Origin of the sequence: Sphingorhabdus sp. (assembly GCF_044239005.1) — a bacterium.
Classification (GTDB): domain Bacteria; phylum Pseudomonadota; class Alphaproteobacteria; order Sphingomonadales; family Sphingomonadaceae; genus Sphingorhabdus_B.
Genome location: NZ_JBIICH010000060.1, coordinates 1 through 12,406, shown reverse-complemented (window position 1 = coordinate 12,406; position 12,406 = coordinate 1). Strand labels below are relative to the sequence as shown.

Sequence of the window (12,406 nt, the reverse complement as noted above, 5' to 3'; positions counted from 1 at the left end):
CTTATTCGGAAAAATGGTGGACAGGGCTGGATTCGAACCAGCGTACGGAAAACCGGGCAGATTTACAGTCTGCTGCCTTTAACCACTCGGCCACCTGTCCACTTCTTTGACGGGGCATTATGCCAAAGCATAAGGGCCGGTCCCGACGAAGAAGCAGCCCAATGGCGAAACGGCCCTTGCCTGTCAATGCCTCAAGTGGGAAAGGGGCGTATATCGTCTTCTTTTTCATCAACAGGTGTTTCAAATGTCTTCCCATAAGAGCCAGCGCCGCCGCGGCGCTGCAGTTTCCAGCGGCAATCCCAAATTTTACGGCCGTCACGCCGTATATGCCGCGCTTGATAATCCCGATCGGCGACTCATCAACCTGTGGGGCACACGCGAAGAAATCGGCAAAATCGTCATTCCCGACGGGCTGACCGTCCAATATGCCGAGGTAAATGATTTGGCGCGCTTTGTACCGAAAGACGCACCGCATCAGGGCCTCGTGCTTGAAGTTGCGCCATTGGAAGACGTCTGGCTGACCGATGCACTTGCGGTCGACAATGATGATAACCGCCCGTTGCTGGTTCTCGACCAGGTCACGGATCCGCACAATGTCGGCGCAATATTCCGCACGGCCGCTGCGTTCAATGCCGTCGCCGTTGTGACGCAGGACCGGCATGCGCCGCCTGAGTCCGGGGCATTGGCGAAGGCGGCTTCGGGTGGGCTTGAAATCACCCCATGGGTACGGGTTGTTAATCTGGCACGTGCATTGGAAGAAATCGCTGAGGCTGGATATTGGCGAATCGGTCTGTCAGGCCATGCCAGCGTGACGTTGGACGAGGCGCTGACACCGGGCCGCAACGCGCTTGTTCTGGGCGCTGAAGGTGATGGCATGCGTCGCAACATTGAAGAACATTGTGACCAGCTGGCGAAGCTGCCAATCAGCGAACAAATGGAGTCGCTGAACGTATCGAACGCTGCGGCGATCGCATTATATGCGGCAACCGTCCGGCGGGGCTAAACAAGGACAGCAAACATGCGGCAGGATCGGGTGAATTTAGGTATGAAGGTCGCTGCTACGCCCATGGCCTTGCTAGGCGTCGCACGCTGATGGGTATTCCAGCTGCACAATTGCATGCCGCCCTTGATGCACTGGCGGCGCTTGAACCGGGCATAGCGCAGGCGCTGGCGGTGACGGGTTACCCGGACGAGCGCATCCGGGAACCGGGCTATGCGACATTGCTGCGCACGATTGTCGGGCAACAGGTGAGCGTCGCGGCCGCCGCATCGGTGTGGAATAAGCTTGAGGCGCTCATTGGCGCAGAATGCCCACCAGACAAGTTATTGGCGCAAGATTTTGACGCCTTGAGAGCATGCGGACTGAGCCGCCAGAAACAAGGCTATGCGCGTTCGCTTGCGGAACTCGTGCTGTCGGGCGAATTACCGCTCGATGCCCTGCCCGCCGATGATGAGGAGGCGATTGCCTACCTCACCCGCGTAAAGGGCATTGGCCGCTGGTCAGCCGAAATATATTTGCTGTTTGCCGAGGGCCGGACCGACATTTGGCCCGCGGGCGATCTTGCTGTGCAAGAAGGCGTGGGCCGCTTGCTGAAGCTGGATGCACGGCCATCGGAAAAAGACATACGCGTCATCGCCGAACGGTGGCGCCCACATCGCGGCGCGGCCGCCATTTTTACCTGGCACATTTACGCCAAGGGATTTCAGGCGATTTGAGAAAGGCCTAAAGCTTAAGTCCGTTCTTCAGTCCAAGCAAAGCCGCTGCCGCAATATTCAGTTGACGTTTCGGGTAAATTAATGTGGCTGACAGACATGTGAATAAGGGAGAGACGAAATTATGTCCGAAACGCAAAAAAGCATTTTCATCACTGGCGCCGCGTCTGGTTTAGGACGCGAAGTCGCGCGTTACTTTGCTAATGTAGGCTGGTTCGTGGGCCTTGCCGACGTCAATGAAAAGGGTCTGGACGAAACCGCGGCTTTATTGCCACCAGGTCAATGGTCGCGCCACCGCCTTGATGTGACGGATCGTGCACAGTGGAAAGCCGCCGTCGCCGACTTTGCCAAGCACACAAATGGCCATATGACGGTCTTGTTCAACAATGCAGGCATTGGATCGGGCGGCCCTATTCAGGACATGACCGACGAGGACATCGACAAGATGATCGCGATCAACCTGACTGGCGTTATCAGCGGTACCCGCGCCTGTTTCGACCTGTTGAAAAATACGTCTGATGCCTGTGTCCTCTACACCAGTTCAGCCGCTGGCATTTACGGATCGGCTGGACTTAGCGTGTACAGCGCAACCAAGTTCGCAGTGCGCGGTCTTGCCGAAGCGCATGACATTGAGTGGCGCCCTTACGGGATTAAGGCCCGCAGCCTCATGCCCGGCTTTATCGACACCAACATCATTGGCGCGGTTGATACAAACAGCAACATGACCGGTAAAGAAAAGCTGCAATCAGCAGGCGTCGAAGTGAGCCCGGTCTCGATCATCGGCCCCGCCGCATGGGAAGCCATTCATGGTGACAAGGTACACACAACTGTGAACAAAATGGCGAAGCAGCTTGCGTTTTCTGCCCGTTGGTTCCCGGGTCGGCTCCGCAAGCAATTGGGCTTGCTGGGCGGTTTAGGCGATGTGGTTAAGCCGTCGGCGCAATAGCGTCGATGGCCGAGGCCAGTTCCACGTCGCGCCGCGATAAGCCGCCGGCATCATGCGTTGTCAGCAATATCTCAACGCGGTTGTAAACGTTGAACCATTCGGGGTGATGGTCTGCTTTTTCAGCAAGGATCGCAACGCGCGCCATGAACCCAAAGGCTTCGGCAAAATCGGCAAAGCGCAAAGTGCGCCTTATCCCTTGTGCATCGGCGTCATATGACCACAACGGCAGCTGTTCCAAAACCGCCGCGCGATCCGCTTCGTCGAGTTTTGAAACCTGCATGATGTCATCCTGATTTTGCAATTGGTGGAATTCATGCCTAAGTCGCCAAATGTCGTCACGTCAAGCACCCTTGCCGTCCATCAGCGTTGACAATGTCGCGGTTATCCGTGGCAACAGGCTCGTGCTGCGCGGGCTGACGGTCACTGCGCGCAGTGGTGATATTATTTGGGTCCGTGGCGCAAATGGTTGCGGCAAATCGACGCTCCTCCGGCTCATCGCCGGTCTTTTGCATGCCACCGCCGGTTCGATACAGACGGCAGGCCGGATTGCCCTTGCCGATGAAAATCTCGCGCTTGATGCAAATTTGACGGTCGCAAAAGCCCTCATGTTCTGGGCGGATATGGACGGCGCGTGTGCCGACGCGCAAAGCGCGGCACTGGCGGACATGGATTTACAAGCTCTGGCGCAGGTTCCCGTGCGCTTCCTGTCGACCGGCCAGCGCAAACGCGCCAGTATCGCACGCGTTCTCACGTCAAAGGCGGATATCTGGTTACTCGATGAACCCTATAATGGCTTGGACAGCGCAAGCTGCGCCCGGCTTGACCAAGCCATCACGGCGCACGCCGCAACCGGTGGCATAGTGCTCGTCGCGGCCCACCAGCCGCCATCGATTAACGTGGCGCATAGCCTCATCCTCGACAGGCCGGAGGCCGACGCATGAAGGCATTTGCAGCCTTGGTTGCGCGCGAAGTGCGTGTGGCATGGACGGGCGGCGGGCTATGGCTGCCGGTGATATTTTATCTTGCGGTTGCGACGCTGTTTCCGTTTGTGACCGGGCCAGACAAAGCGCTCCTTGCGCGCACAGGCGGCGGCATATTGTGGATTGCTGCGCTGCTGGCGACGCTGTTGCCAATTGAGCGGCTTATACTCCCCGACCGGCAAGCCGGCATATTGGATCAGCTGGCGATGCGTGGCTGGTCGGACGAATTGGTCGCCACCGCCAAAATCATGGGCCAGATTTTTGCCTTTGCCCTTCCGCTTCTTCTCGCGACGGTCGTCGGTTCTGCGCTGATCGGATTGCCTGAGGCGCAATTGGGGACGTTATTGCTTGGTCTTGCCTTGGCACTGCCCGCGCTTTCCGGGCTATCGGTCACCATCGCAGCACTGACGGCGGGTCTTAGCGGGGCGAGCGCGCTGGGCGGGCTGCTGCTCGTGCCCATCACGATACCATTGCTGATCTTTGGCGCAGGCACATTGTCGGAAAATCCCGGCAACGCGATGCAGCTACTTGCGGCAACTGCGCTCGCAATTACCGCTTTGTCACCCTTTGCGGCTGGCGCGGCGTTACGCGCAGGCCGCACTTAAGGAGCAAAACCGTACCTGTCGCGGGGCTCATGTGCGGCCCCGTCGTCAGACAAATTACCGCGCCGCGATTTTCTGTGCATAGCCGTCGGCGACCATCGCTTCGACCATGTCAAACAGCTTTTCGGGATCCTGCGCACGCAGTACGGGAATGCCTGCCTCCATTCCTTCGGCGATAACAATCTCGCGCTTTCCGGCGTCAACCGCATCCCAAATCGTGGTCGCGACGACGTCTGGATCGATGCCGTTATCGATGGCAGCATCGCTCGTACCACGGACCGTTCCGTCGGCATTCAATGCATTGCGCGATACGTTGGTCCGCACCGAACCCGGCGCGACAACGAGCACTTTAACCCCCTGCCCTGCAACTTCGCTACGCAAGGCATCGGCATAACCAATCAACCCGTGCTTTGCCGCACAATAGGCCGTCCGCATGGGAATGCCGGCCTTACCTGCGACACTGGAGATCATGACAATCTGGCCATGTCCATTTGAAACCAAATGCCCCAAAAGCGCTTGCGTCAGCGCGATCGGCGCGAGCAAATCTACATCAACGATCCGCTGGTAAACCGACAGATCGGTATCGATGGCGGGTGAGCGCTGCGAAATGCCCGCATTATTGACCAGCACATCGATCTTGCCCTGATAGGCAATGGCTTCAGCGACCTTTGAGGGCAAGGCCGCATAATCGACGGTATCGAATGGCAGGATGCAGCAGCGTTCGGGCGCGCCAGTAGCAAGCGCGACGCGTTCCAGTTCAGCGACATTCCGTCCGGACAGCACCGCATGGCCGCCGCTTCCGACAAATGCTTTGGCCAGTGCCTCGCCTATTCCCGACGATGCGCCCGTTATCCACGCTGTTTTATGCGACTGATCGACCATTTTTACTCTCCCTTTGAAGCGCTAGGTCAACCGTGGCTTCGCCCCTGTCAAGACATTCTGGCTTGCACTTTTACCGCCACCGCACCACATGCGTGAAATGCTGATAGAAACCGAACTCACACCAAACCCCGCCACGATCAAATTTCTGCCCGGCCGCGCCGTAATGGAAAATGGAACGCGGGATTTCGCCGCCCCGGAAGAGGCTGAAGCCTCCCCATTGGCGGAGGCACTTTTCGGACTGGGTGATGTCACCGGGGTGTTTTTTGGACGCGAATTTATTTCGGTCACCGCCGCCCCCGGTACAGATTGGTCCAGCCTAAAACCGGATGTGCTCGCGATATTGCTCGACCATTTCAGCGCGAAGATGCCGCTGTTCAAACCAGCTGCCGCCGGCTTTGCCGTTCCATCGGCAGATGCGGACTATCCACTCGATGATCCGGAAGATGCCGACATCGTTGTCCAGATTAAGGAATTGATCGAAACGCGTATCCGCCCTGCCGTCGCCAATGACGGCGGAGACATCGTCTATCGCGGCTTTCAAAAGGGCATCGTCTTTTTGCAGATGCAAGGCGCATGCGCCGGTTGCCCATCTTCTTCGGCAACGCTGAAAAATGGCATTGAACAATTGCTGAAGCATTATGTGCCCGAAGTCATCGAAGTGCGTGCCGCCTAATCTCTCCACCTGAAAGAAATCTTATGTCCGAAGCATTAAACGACACCGCGCTTGATCAGCTTTTCCGCGAAGCTCGCAGCTACAATGGTTATCTCGATACGCCGGTGTCGCAGGCGCAGCTTGAGGGCATTTGGGATCTAATGAAATTTGGCCCGACATCTGCGAACTGTCTTCCCGCGCGGATCATTTGGTGCACATCCACCGAAGCCAAACAAAAGCTGGCGGCATGCACAATGCCGTCGAATGGCGACAAAATTCTGCAAGCGCCTGTGACCGCAATTATCGGAATGGACCTCGAATTTTACGAACAGCTTCCCGAATTGTTTCCCCATGCCGATGCCCGCAGCTGGTTTGCCGGCAACGACGTGGCCATTGAAAAAACGGCCTTTCGGAACAGCAGCTTACAAGGCGCCTATCTGATGCTGGCCGCGCGTGCATTGGGATTGGATACGGGCCCAATGTCAGGCTTTGACAATGCCGCTGTCGACAAGGCATTCTTTGCCGGAACCAACGTGCAGTCAAATTTCATCTGTACGCTTGGCTATGGCGACACAGCGAGCATTTTTGCACGCAGTCCGCGTCCTGAATTTAACCGCTTCAATCAGGTCGCCTAACCTAAACGGCGGCAGGCGATCATGCGCACATTGGTCATCGATACCGCCACTCGGGCGTGCTCAGTTGCGTTGTTCGATGGCAAGCAATTGCTGGCGGCCCAACATGAGGTGATTGGCCGCGGACATGCGGAACGCTTGCTTCCGCTCATCGCCGCGTTGCCGGATAACGGCACAGCCGACCAGATCATGGTGAATGTTGGCCCTGGCAGCTTCACAGGCATCCGCGTGGGCGTCGCAGCAGCCAAAGCATTGGGCTTGGCATGGCACATCAAAGTGCACGGCTATGGTTGCTTGTCCTTGGTCGCCGCGATGGCGCGTGCGCAAAGCGGATCACAAGCAGCGGTCGATGTCATCATGACCGGCGGCCATGGTGAGTACTTCTTCGAAGCATTTAATGACGCGGGGCATTCGATAGCGCCAGCAAGGTCGGTTTTTCCGGACCTATTGGCAACTGTTGCCGTCGCCAACCATGTTGCCGGCGACATTGACCCGCAACGCGCAGATCGCATCTGGACCGACATTCTGCCCGACGCGCGAGCATGGGCACATTTATTGGGCGACCACACCCTTCCGCCCGTTCCTGTGTATGGAAGGGCGCCAGACGCAAAACCGGCCGCAGTCCAGGCATGATCCACGTCGTTGAAGGCGATGCAAAAGACATTGCGTCCATCATGCCCATCATGTCCGACGCCTTCGATCCCCGATTTGGTGAAGCGTGGACGGCGGCGCAATGCCTGTCCACTTTAGTACTGCCGGACTGCCAACTGTTACTCGCCAAGGATGGTGACGTTGTATGCGGATTCGCCATTACGCGCTGGGTTTTTGAGCATGAAGAATTGCTGATGATTGGCGTTTCACGAAGTTACCAGCGCCAACAGATTGGCCAAAATCTTCTCAGCGACGTGATAAATAGAGGCAAAGCCGCAGGTCGCGAGAAATTATTTCTTGAAGTTCGCGACGGGAACCCTGCACATTATTTCTACTTGAAGGCTGGTTTTGCCCCCATCGGACGGCGCAAAAATTATTACAAAAGCGCTGAAGGTATAAGTCCAGATGCTATTACGATGTTCATTGATCTTTAATATTTGAAAGCTAGTGGCATTTCTTGACGACGTGATTTCAAGCCTATATGCATCGTGCAAGTCGCAAACTATAAAAAAATATAAAAATGGGTCCAGGAGTTCAAAATATGTCTCAAGAAAGTAACGATACCGCAGAATTGTTGATTACTCTGACCGCCGATATTGTCGCTGCCCATGTCAGCAACAACAGTGTCGCAGTATCGGACGTATCAACTTTAATCGGAAATGTGCACGCTGCACTCGCCGGTCTTTCCGGAACGGCGGCTGCGCCAGAAATAGTTTTGGAACCAGCTGTTCCAGTCCGCAATTCCGTAAAACGCGATTATATCGTCTGCTTGGACGACGGTAAGAAGCTGAAAATGCTGAAGCGCCACCTGATGACGCATTATGGCATGACACCGGATGACTATCGCGCAAAATGGGGGCTGCCCGCTGATTATCCGATGGTTGCGCCTGCTTATGCAGAACAACGTCGCGAACTCGCAAAGGCTATCGGCCTTGGTCGGGCGCCGGGTTCGGGCCGGAAGAAAAAAATCAAGTAAAGCGCTCAAAGCTTCACTGAAAAATAAGGCCGGAGCATTCTCCGGCCTTTTTCTTTGACGAATCGTGGCGCGGCAGTAAATGTGCATCGCGATGGACATCAAAATCGACATTGAAGCGCTGTGTAATGAACGTGGCCTGCGTATTACCGATCAACGCCGCGTCATAGCGCGCGTCATTTCGGATGCGACTGATCATCCTGATGTCGAAGAACTCTATCGTCGTTCGTCCGCCATCGATCCCAAGATTTCAATCGCCACTGTATATCGGACAGTCCGCTTGTTCGAAGAAGCGGGCATATTGGACCGCCACGATTTTGGTGACGGGCGCGCACGCTATGAAGCGTCGCCAGAAGCACATCATGATCACCTCATCGACGTCGAAACCGGCAAAGTTGTTGAATTCGTCGACCCCGAACTGGAAGCGTTGCAGAAAATCATTGCAGAGCGCCTCGGCTACCGTCTCGTTGACCATCGCATGGAACTCTATGGCGTCGCCATCGACCGCAAGGATTAAGCGCCGCAACCCCGCTGCATTTTTAGCTGGCCAATGTTTGTTTGCCGCCCGGCTGCTGCTGATGGCCGCCAGCTTGGTAACGAGCTTGCTCCTCCACAATCTCTGGCGGCTTCTCAACCGGCCATCGCCATGGCCGCGCCTGTTCCTGCTGTCGATCAGCTGGACCAGCGGTATTGCAACCGCGACAACGGGACAGCGGGTGCGCGCGAATGTGTTTTATGCGGCCAACCATCATAGCTGGATCGACATTCCCGTGATGTCAGGCGTTACGGGTTGCACCTTTGTCGCCAATGACGGGATTGCGGGCTGGCCATTGATTGGGTGGCTTTGCAAAATCAACAATACCATCTTTGTGAACCGCGAAAACCGCGCCAGTGTCGGAAATCAGGTGGAGGATCTGCGCGCGGCAATGACGGGCGATCAACCGGTCACGATATTCCCAGAAGGCACAACCCATGACGGTTCGGGCCTTTTGCCGTTCAAACCATCTTTGTTTGCCGCACTCGTTCCGCCACCATCGGGCATGCTCGTTCAGCCGGTATTTCTAAGCTACGGGCACCATACGCCGCGTGTCGCGTGGGTCGGCGATGAAAAAGTGACCGAGAATTTCTGGCGGCTTTTGTCCTATCTGAAACCAATTACGGCGACCCTACATTTTCTGGAGCCGTTTGATCCGGTACACTACCCAGACCGCAAGGCGATTTCCGCTGAAGTGCGTGCGCGCATAGGTGCAGCGATGGAGGGTGGCGGGGGTGCACGGCGCTATGTATAGACGCGCGCTATGAGCACGGATTCTCCCAAAACCTATTCGATCAAAAATTACGGCTGCCAAATGAACGTCTATGATGGCGAGCGCATGGCCGAAATGTTCGAAAGCCAAGGCATGACGCCCGCCGATGAAAAGGCAAATGCCGATCTCGTCGTGCTCAACACCTGTCACATTCGCGAAAAGGCCGCAGAGAAGGTCTATTCCGAAATCGGCCGTCTGCGTCGCAAGGATGGCAGTAGCCCCGTCATTGCTGTGGCCGGATGCGTCGCGCAGGCCGAAGGCGGCGAGATTAGCCGCAGAGCGCCCGAAGTCGACATTGTTGTCGGCCCGCAAGCCTATCATAATCTGCCAGAGATGGTTGCAGCGGTCGGACGCGGTGAACGCGTCGTCGACCTTGACCTGCCCGGTCTCGATAAGTTCGGCAAATTGCCCGCACGCCGCAAGCAAGCGCCCTCTGCTTTTCTGACGGTTCAGGAAGGCTGCGACAAATTCTGCACCTATTGCGTTGTGCCCTACACCCGCGGTGCGGAGATTTCGCGCGGATGGCGCGAGTTGATTGACGAAGCAAAGGCCATCGTTGACGCGGGTGCCGCAGAAATCACGTTATTGGGGCAAAACGTTAACGCTTGGGATGGCGAGGACGACAAGGGCCAGTTGCAGGGTCTCGATGGCCTCATCCGCGCGCTGGATAAAATTCCCGGCCTGCGCCGCATCCGCTATATGACGAGCCATCCGAACGATATGACCGAAGGGCTGATCGCCGCGCATGGCGATGTCGAAAAGCTGATGCCGTTCCTCCACCTGCCCGTGCAATCGGGTTCGGACCGCATTTTAAAGGCGATGAACCGCAGCCACAGCCGCGACAGCTATCTGCGCATTTTGGACCGCGTGCGCAATGTGCGGCCTGACATCGCCTTTTCGGGTGATTTCATCGTCGGTTTTCCGGGCGAGACTGAAGACGATTTCGAAGACACCATGCGCTTGGTACGTGAAGTCGGCCATGCGCAGGCTTATTCGTTCAAATATAGCCCGCGTCCCGGAACGCCCGCCGCCGATATGGACGATCAGATCGCTATGGAAATCATGGACGAACGGCTCCAGCGGTTGCAGGCGCAAATCGTTGCAGATCAAACCGCGTTCAACCGAAATACCGTTGGAAAAACCTGCGATGTTCTTCTCGAACGGCCGGGCAAATTTGATGGCCAATTGATTGGCAAATCTCCTTGGCTGCAATCGGTTCATGTCCTTGCACCGGACCTTTCTATCGGCAATATTGTTAGCGTTCAGATTACCGATTCTGGCCCCCTTAGCTTAAAAGGTGAACCAACGATGAGAGCAGCCGCCTGAATGGCCAAAAAAGCCCAAGCGCAAGCCGGTGACCTATCCCGGTTGGAAATGAGCTTCGACAAGCCACATCTTATCAATGCGGTGTTCGGCGAATTTGATCGCAACCTGGTTACAATTGAAAACAGGCTTGGCGTTTATATCTCGGCCCGCGGCAATCGCGTCCAAATCGAAGGTGAAGCTGGCGCCATTGGCCGGACACGCGATGTTCTCAACGATATTTATTCGCGCATTTCACGCGGACAAGAAATGGATTCCGAAGCTGTGCAGTCGATTATCGCAATGACCGCCGAACCCACGCTTGAAGGCATATTGCGCAAGGAAGACAATGCCGCCCCTGGCATCATGATCCGCACGCGCAAGAAAACGTTGGTGCCGCGTTCCGCCACGCAAATCCCCTATATGGAAGCATTGGCGCGCGACGAGATTATCTTCGCACTTGGACCAGCAGGAACCGGAAAAACCTATCTGGCGGTGGCGCAGGCTGTGGCGATGCTGATTACCGGCGCCGTGCAACGCCTCATCCTCTCGCGTCCCGCGGTCGAGGCGGGCGAACGGCTTGGTTTCTTGCCGGGCGACATGAAGGAAAAGGTCGATCCCTATCTGCGGCCTATTTACGATGCGTTGTACGACTGCTTGCCAGCCGAACAGGTCGAGCGCCGCATCGCTTCGGGCGAAATCGAAATCGCCCCTATCGCCTTCATGCGCGGCCGTACATTGGCCGATGCCTTTATCATTCTCGACGAAGCGCAGAACACAACTGCCGCGCAAATGAAGATGTTCCTGACCCGTTTTGGCATGAACAGCCGCATGGTCATTTGCGGAGACCCGCATCAGGTTGATATCCCCGGTGGCGAACGGATGTCTGGCCTGAATGACGCGGTTCAACGCCTCGAAGGTGTGGACGGCATTCAAACCATCCGTTTCAATAGCAGCGACGTCGTCCGCCACCCATTGGTCGGACGGATAGTCGATGCCTATGAGGGTGCGCGTGATTGACGTCGAATTAGACATCGGATTGCCATGGGGCAGCTGCAATTTCGGGCAAAGTGAAGTTGAAAAGGCCGTCGATGCGGCTGTCCGTTTTGCGGCGATACCTGAACTGGCGGACCCCATTGTGCCCATGAGCGTCAGCGTCAAGCTGTCCGACAATGCAGAGGTACATGCACTCAACCGTGAATGGCGGGAAAAAGACAAGCCAACCAACGTGCTGTCGTTCCCCATGCTCGACGATGATGAAATCGACGCATTGCTCGATGGAACCTATAACGCGCCCGAAATCATGCTAGGCGACATCATCTTGGCCTATGAGACCTGCGCTGCCGAAGCGGAGGAAAAACAAATTTCCGTCGCCGACCATGCGACACATTTGGTGATCCACGGCATGCTGCATTTGCTTGGTCATGACCATGTTGACGACGAAGAGGCCGAAGCCATGGAGGCGTTAGAAGTAAAAGCGCTTGCATCCATGGGGCTTCACGATCCATATGATGCCTAATTCCACTAAAAAGAGGCCAATACGCTTCCATTATGCCCGAGGGTGACAGTTTTAGCGGTTCAAGAACCGCAACCGACGACGATAACGACGGACGAATATGGCAGCGGCTGAAAACGATGTTTTTTGGCCGCGATCACGAACCGACGTTGCGTGAGCAGCTTGAAGAAGCAATTGCTGAACACGAAGAAGACAGCGACGATCACGACCAATCGGACAATGGCGGCGACCTAACCGCGGTTGAGCGCAC

Annotated in this window: 17 protein-coding genes, 1 tRNA gene and 1 pseudogene; 16 read left to right on the top strand and 3 right to left on the bottom strand. The window is 56.2% G+C overall.

Going from position 1 to position 12,406, the window contains the following annotated elements; translation table 11 throughout:
* Positions 1-14: 14 nt before the first annotated feature.
* A tRNA-Tyr gene (locus ACILQA_RS06310) sits at positions 15-100 on the bottom strand.
* 144 nt (positions 101-244) lie between these two features.
* Here ACILQA_RS06310 and rlmB point away from each other — a divergent pair.
* The 3 genes from rlmB to ACILQA_RS06295 all read left to right on the top strand — a co-directional run bounded on the left by rlmB (position 245) and on the right by ACILQA_RS06295 (position 2,659).
* The gene (gene rlmB / locus ACILQA_RS06305) at positions 245-1,003 is read left to right on the top strand and encodes a 23S rRNA (guanosine(2251)-2'-O)-methyltransferase RlmB (protein WP_395628935.1); all 759 of its coding nucleotides are present in this window, start codon (positions 245-247) and stop codon (positions 1,001-1,003) included.
* 89 nt (positions 1,004-1,092) lie between these two features.
* Positions 1,093-1,716, top strand: coding sequence for a DNA-3-methyladenine glycosylase family protein (locus ACILQA_RS06300; RefSeq protein ID WP_395628934.1), 624 nt, complete (start codon positions 1,093-1,095; stop codon positions 1,714-1,716).
* A 121-nt stretch (positions 1,717-1,837) separates the two neighbouring features.
* Positions 1,838-2,659 carry an SDR family oxidoreductase gene (locus ACILQA_RS06295; protein WP_395628933.1) on the top strand — a complete coding sequence of 274 codons (822 nt, stop codon included), beginning with the start codon at positions 1,838-1,840 and terminating at the stop codon, positions 2,657-2,659.
* On the opposite strand, the gene ACILQA_RS06290 is transcribed toward ACILQA_RS06295, so the two are convergent.
* Complete coding sequence (locus tag ACILQA_RS06290; RefSeq protein ID WP_395628932.1) at positions 2,640-2,939, bottom strand: 4a-hydroxytetrahydrobiopterin dehydratase; 300 nt, start codon at positions 2,937-2,939, stop codon at positions 2,640-2,642. The genes ACILQA_RS06295 and ACILQA_RS06290 overlap by 20 nt on opposite strands.
* Positions 2,940-2,988: 49 nt before the next feature.
* Between ACILQA_RS06290 and ccmA the strand changes: the two genes are divergently transcribed.
* Positions 2,989-3,600, top strand: coding sequence for a heme ABC exporter ATP-binding protein CcmA (gene ccmA, locus ACILQA_RS06285; protein WP_395628931.1), 612 nt, complete (start codon positions 2,989-2,991; stop codon positions 3,598-3,600).
* Positions 3,597-4,244: a heme exporter protein CcmB gene (locus ACILQA_RS06280; protein WP_395628930.1), complete on the top strand. Its 648-nt coding sequence runs from the start codon at positions 3,597-3,599 to the stop codon at positions 4,242-4,244. The genes ccmA and ACILQA_RS06280 overlap by 4 nt, the downstream gene beginning before the upstream one ends.
* A 54-nt stretch (positions 4,245-4,298) precedes the next feature.
* Here ACILQA_RS06280 and ACILQA_RS06275 read toward each other — a convergent pair whose 3' ends face one another.
* Positions 4,299-5,123 (bottom strand): SDR family NAD(P)-dependent oxidoreductase, encoded by an 825-nt coding sequence (locus ACILQA_RS06275; RefSeq protein WP_395628929.1) that lies wholly within the window; start codon positions 5,121-5,123, stop codon positions 4,299-4,301.
* Between the two features lie 97 nt (positions 5,124-5,220).
* Here ACILQA_RS06275 and ACILQA_RS06270 point away from each other — a divergent pair, with 97 nt between their 5' ends.
* The 11 genes and pseudogenes from ACILQA_RS06270 to ACILQA_RS06220 form a co-directional block, all read left to right on the top strand.
* Positions 5,221-5,796, top strand: a complete 576-nt coding sequence (locus ACILQA_RS06270; protein ID WP_395628936.1) for a NifU family protein — start codon at positions 5,221-5,223, stop codon at positions 5,794-5,796.
* Positions 5,797-5,819: 23 nt separating this feature from the next.
* The gene (locus tag ACILQA_RS06265; RefSeq protein WP_395628928.1) at positions 5,820-6,410 is read left to right on the top strand and encodes a malonic semialdehyde reductase; all 591 of its coding nucleotides are present in this window, start codon (positions 5,820-5,822) and stop codon (positions 6,408-6,410) included.
* A gap of 21 nt (positions 6,411-6,431) precedes the next feature.
* Positions 6,432-7,040, top strand: coding sequence for a tRNA (adenosine(37)-N6)-threonylcarbamoyltransferase complex dimerization subunit type 1 TsaB (tsaB, locus tag ACILQA_RS06260; protein WP_395628927.1), 609 nt, complete (start codon positions 6,432-6,434; stop codon positions 7,038-7,040).
* Positions 7,037-7,492: a GNAT family N-acetyltransferase gene (locus tag ACILQA_RS06255; RefSeq protein WP_395628926.1), complete on the top strand. Its 456-nt coding sequence runs from the start codon at positions 7,037-7,039 to the stop codon at positions 7,490-7,492. The genes tsaB and ACILQA_RS06255 overlap by 4 nt, the downstream gene beginning before the upstream one ends.
* Positions 7,493-7,599: 107 nt before the next feature.
* The gene (locus tag ACILQA_RS06250; RefSeq protein WP_333569471.1) at positions 7,600-8,034 is read left to right on the top strand and encodes a MucR family transcriptional regulator; all 435 of its coding nucleotides are present in this window, start codon (positions 7,600-7,602) and stop codon (positions 8,032-8,034) included.
* 91 nt (positions 8,035-8,125) lie between these two features.
* Positions 8,126-8,548 carry a Fur family transcriptional regulator gene (locus tag ACILQA_RS06245; RefSeq protein WP_295492172.1) on the top strand — a complete coding sequence of 141 codons (423 nt, stop codon included), beginning with the start codon at positions 8,126-8,128 and terminating at the stop codon, positions 8,546-8,548.
* On the top strand, positions 8,520-9,320 hold the full coding sequence (locus ACILQA_RS06240) for a lysophospholipid acyltransferase family protein (RefSeq protein ID WP_395628925.1): 801 nt from the start codon (positions 8,520-8,522) through the stop codon (positions 9,318-9,320). The genes ACILQA_RS06245 and ACILQA_RS06240 overlap by 29 nt, the downstream gene beginning before the upstream one ends.
* A gap of 9 nt (positions 9,321-9,329) precedes the next feature.
* A complete protein-coding gene (gene miaB / locus ACILQA_RS06235; RefSeq protein ID WP_395628924.1) occupies positions 9,330-10,664 on the top strand; it encodes a tRNA (N6-isopentenyl adenosine(37)-C2)-methylthiotransferase MiaB in 1,335 nt (444 codons plus the stop codon).
* Entirely contained in the window at positions 10,665-11,660 is a 996-nt protein-coding gene (locus ACILQA_RS06230) for a PhoH family protein (protein WP_306063733.1), read from the top strand.
* Entirely contained in the window at positions 11,653-12,159 is a 507-nt protein-coding gene (ybeY, locus tag ACILQA_RS06225) for an rRNA maturation RNase YbeY (RefSeq protein WP_395628923.1), read from the top strand. Before ACILQA_RS06230 ends, ybeY begins: the two co-directional genes overlap by 8 nt.
* A gap of 32 nt (positions 12,160-12,191) precedes the next feature.
* A pseudogene (locus ACILQA_RS06220) lies at positions 12,192-12,406 on the top strand (hypothetical protein); the annotation flags it as partial.

Bases quoted from the DNA above. Each gene is read 5' to 3' on its own strand.
- rlmB (WP_395628935.1), top strand. From the start codon at position 245: ATGTCTTCCCATAAGAGCCAGCGCCGCCGCGGCGCTGCAGTTTCCAGC.
- ACILQA_RS06300 (WP_395628934.1), top strand. From the start codon at position 1,093: ATGGGTATTCCAGCTGCACAATTGCATGCCGCCCTTGATGCACTGGCG.
- ACILQA_RS06295 (WP_395628933.1), top strand. From the start codon at position 1,838: ATGTCCGAAACGCAAAAAAGCATTTTCATCACTGGCGCCGCGTCTGGT.
- ACILQA_RS06290 (WP_395628932.1), bottom strand. From the start codon at position 2,939: ATGCAGGTTTCAAAACTCGACGAAGCGGATCGCGCGGCGGTTTTGGAA.
- ccmA (WP_395628931.1), top strand. From the start codon at position 2,989: ATGTCGTCACGTCAAGCACCCTTGCCGTCCATCAGCGTTGACAATGTC.
- ACILQA_RS06280 (WP_395628930.1), top strand. From the start codon at position 3,597: ATGAAGGCATTTGCAGCCTTGGTTGCGCGCGAAGTGCGTGTGGCATGG.
- ACILQA_RS06275 (WP_395628929.1), bottom strand. From the start codon at position 5,123: ATGGTCGATCAGTCGCATAAAACAGCGTGGATAACGGGCGCATCGTCG.
- ACILQA_RS06270 (WP_395628936.1), top strand. From the start codon at position 5,221: ATGCTGATAGAAACCGAACTCACACCAAACCCCGCCACGATCAAATTT.
- ACILQA_RS06265 (WP_395628928.1), top strand. From the start codon at position 5,820: ATGTCCGAAGCATTAAACGACACCGCGCTTGATCAGCTTTTCCGCGAA.
- tsaB (WP_395628927.1), top strand. From the start codon at position 6,432: ATGCGCACATTGGTCATCGATACCGCCACTCGGGCGTGCTCAGTTGCG.
- ACILQA_RS06255 (WP_395628926.1), top strand. From the start codon at position 7,037: ATGATCCACGTCGTTGAAGGCGATGCAAAAGACATTGCGTCCATCATG.
- ACILQA_RS06250 (WP_333569471.1), top strand. From the start codon at position 7,600: ATGTCTCAAGAAAGTAACGATACCGCAGAATTGTTGATTACTCTGACC.
- ACILQA_RS06245 (WP_295492172.1), top strand. From the start codon at position 8,126: ATGGACATCAAAATCGACATTGAAGCGCTGTGTAATGAACGTGGCCTG.
- ACILQA_RS06240 (WP_395628925.1), top strand. From the start codon at position 8,520: ATGGCGTCGCCATCGACCGCAAGGATTAAGCGCCGCAACCCCGCTGCA.
- miaB (WP_395628924.1), top strand. From the start codon at position 9,330: ATGAGCACGGATTCTCCCAAAACCTATTCGATCAAAAATTACGGCTGC.
- ACILQA_RS06230 (WP_306063733.1), top strand. From the start codon at position 10,665: ATGGCCAAAAAAGCCCAAGCGCAAGCCGGTGACCTATCCCGGTTGGAA.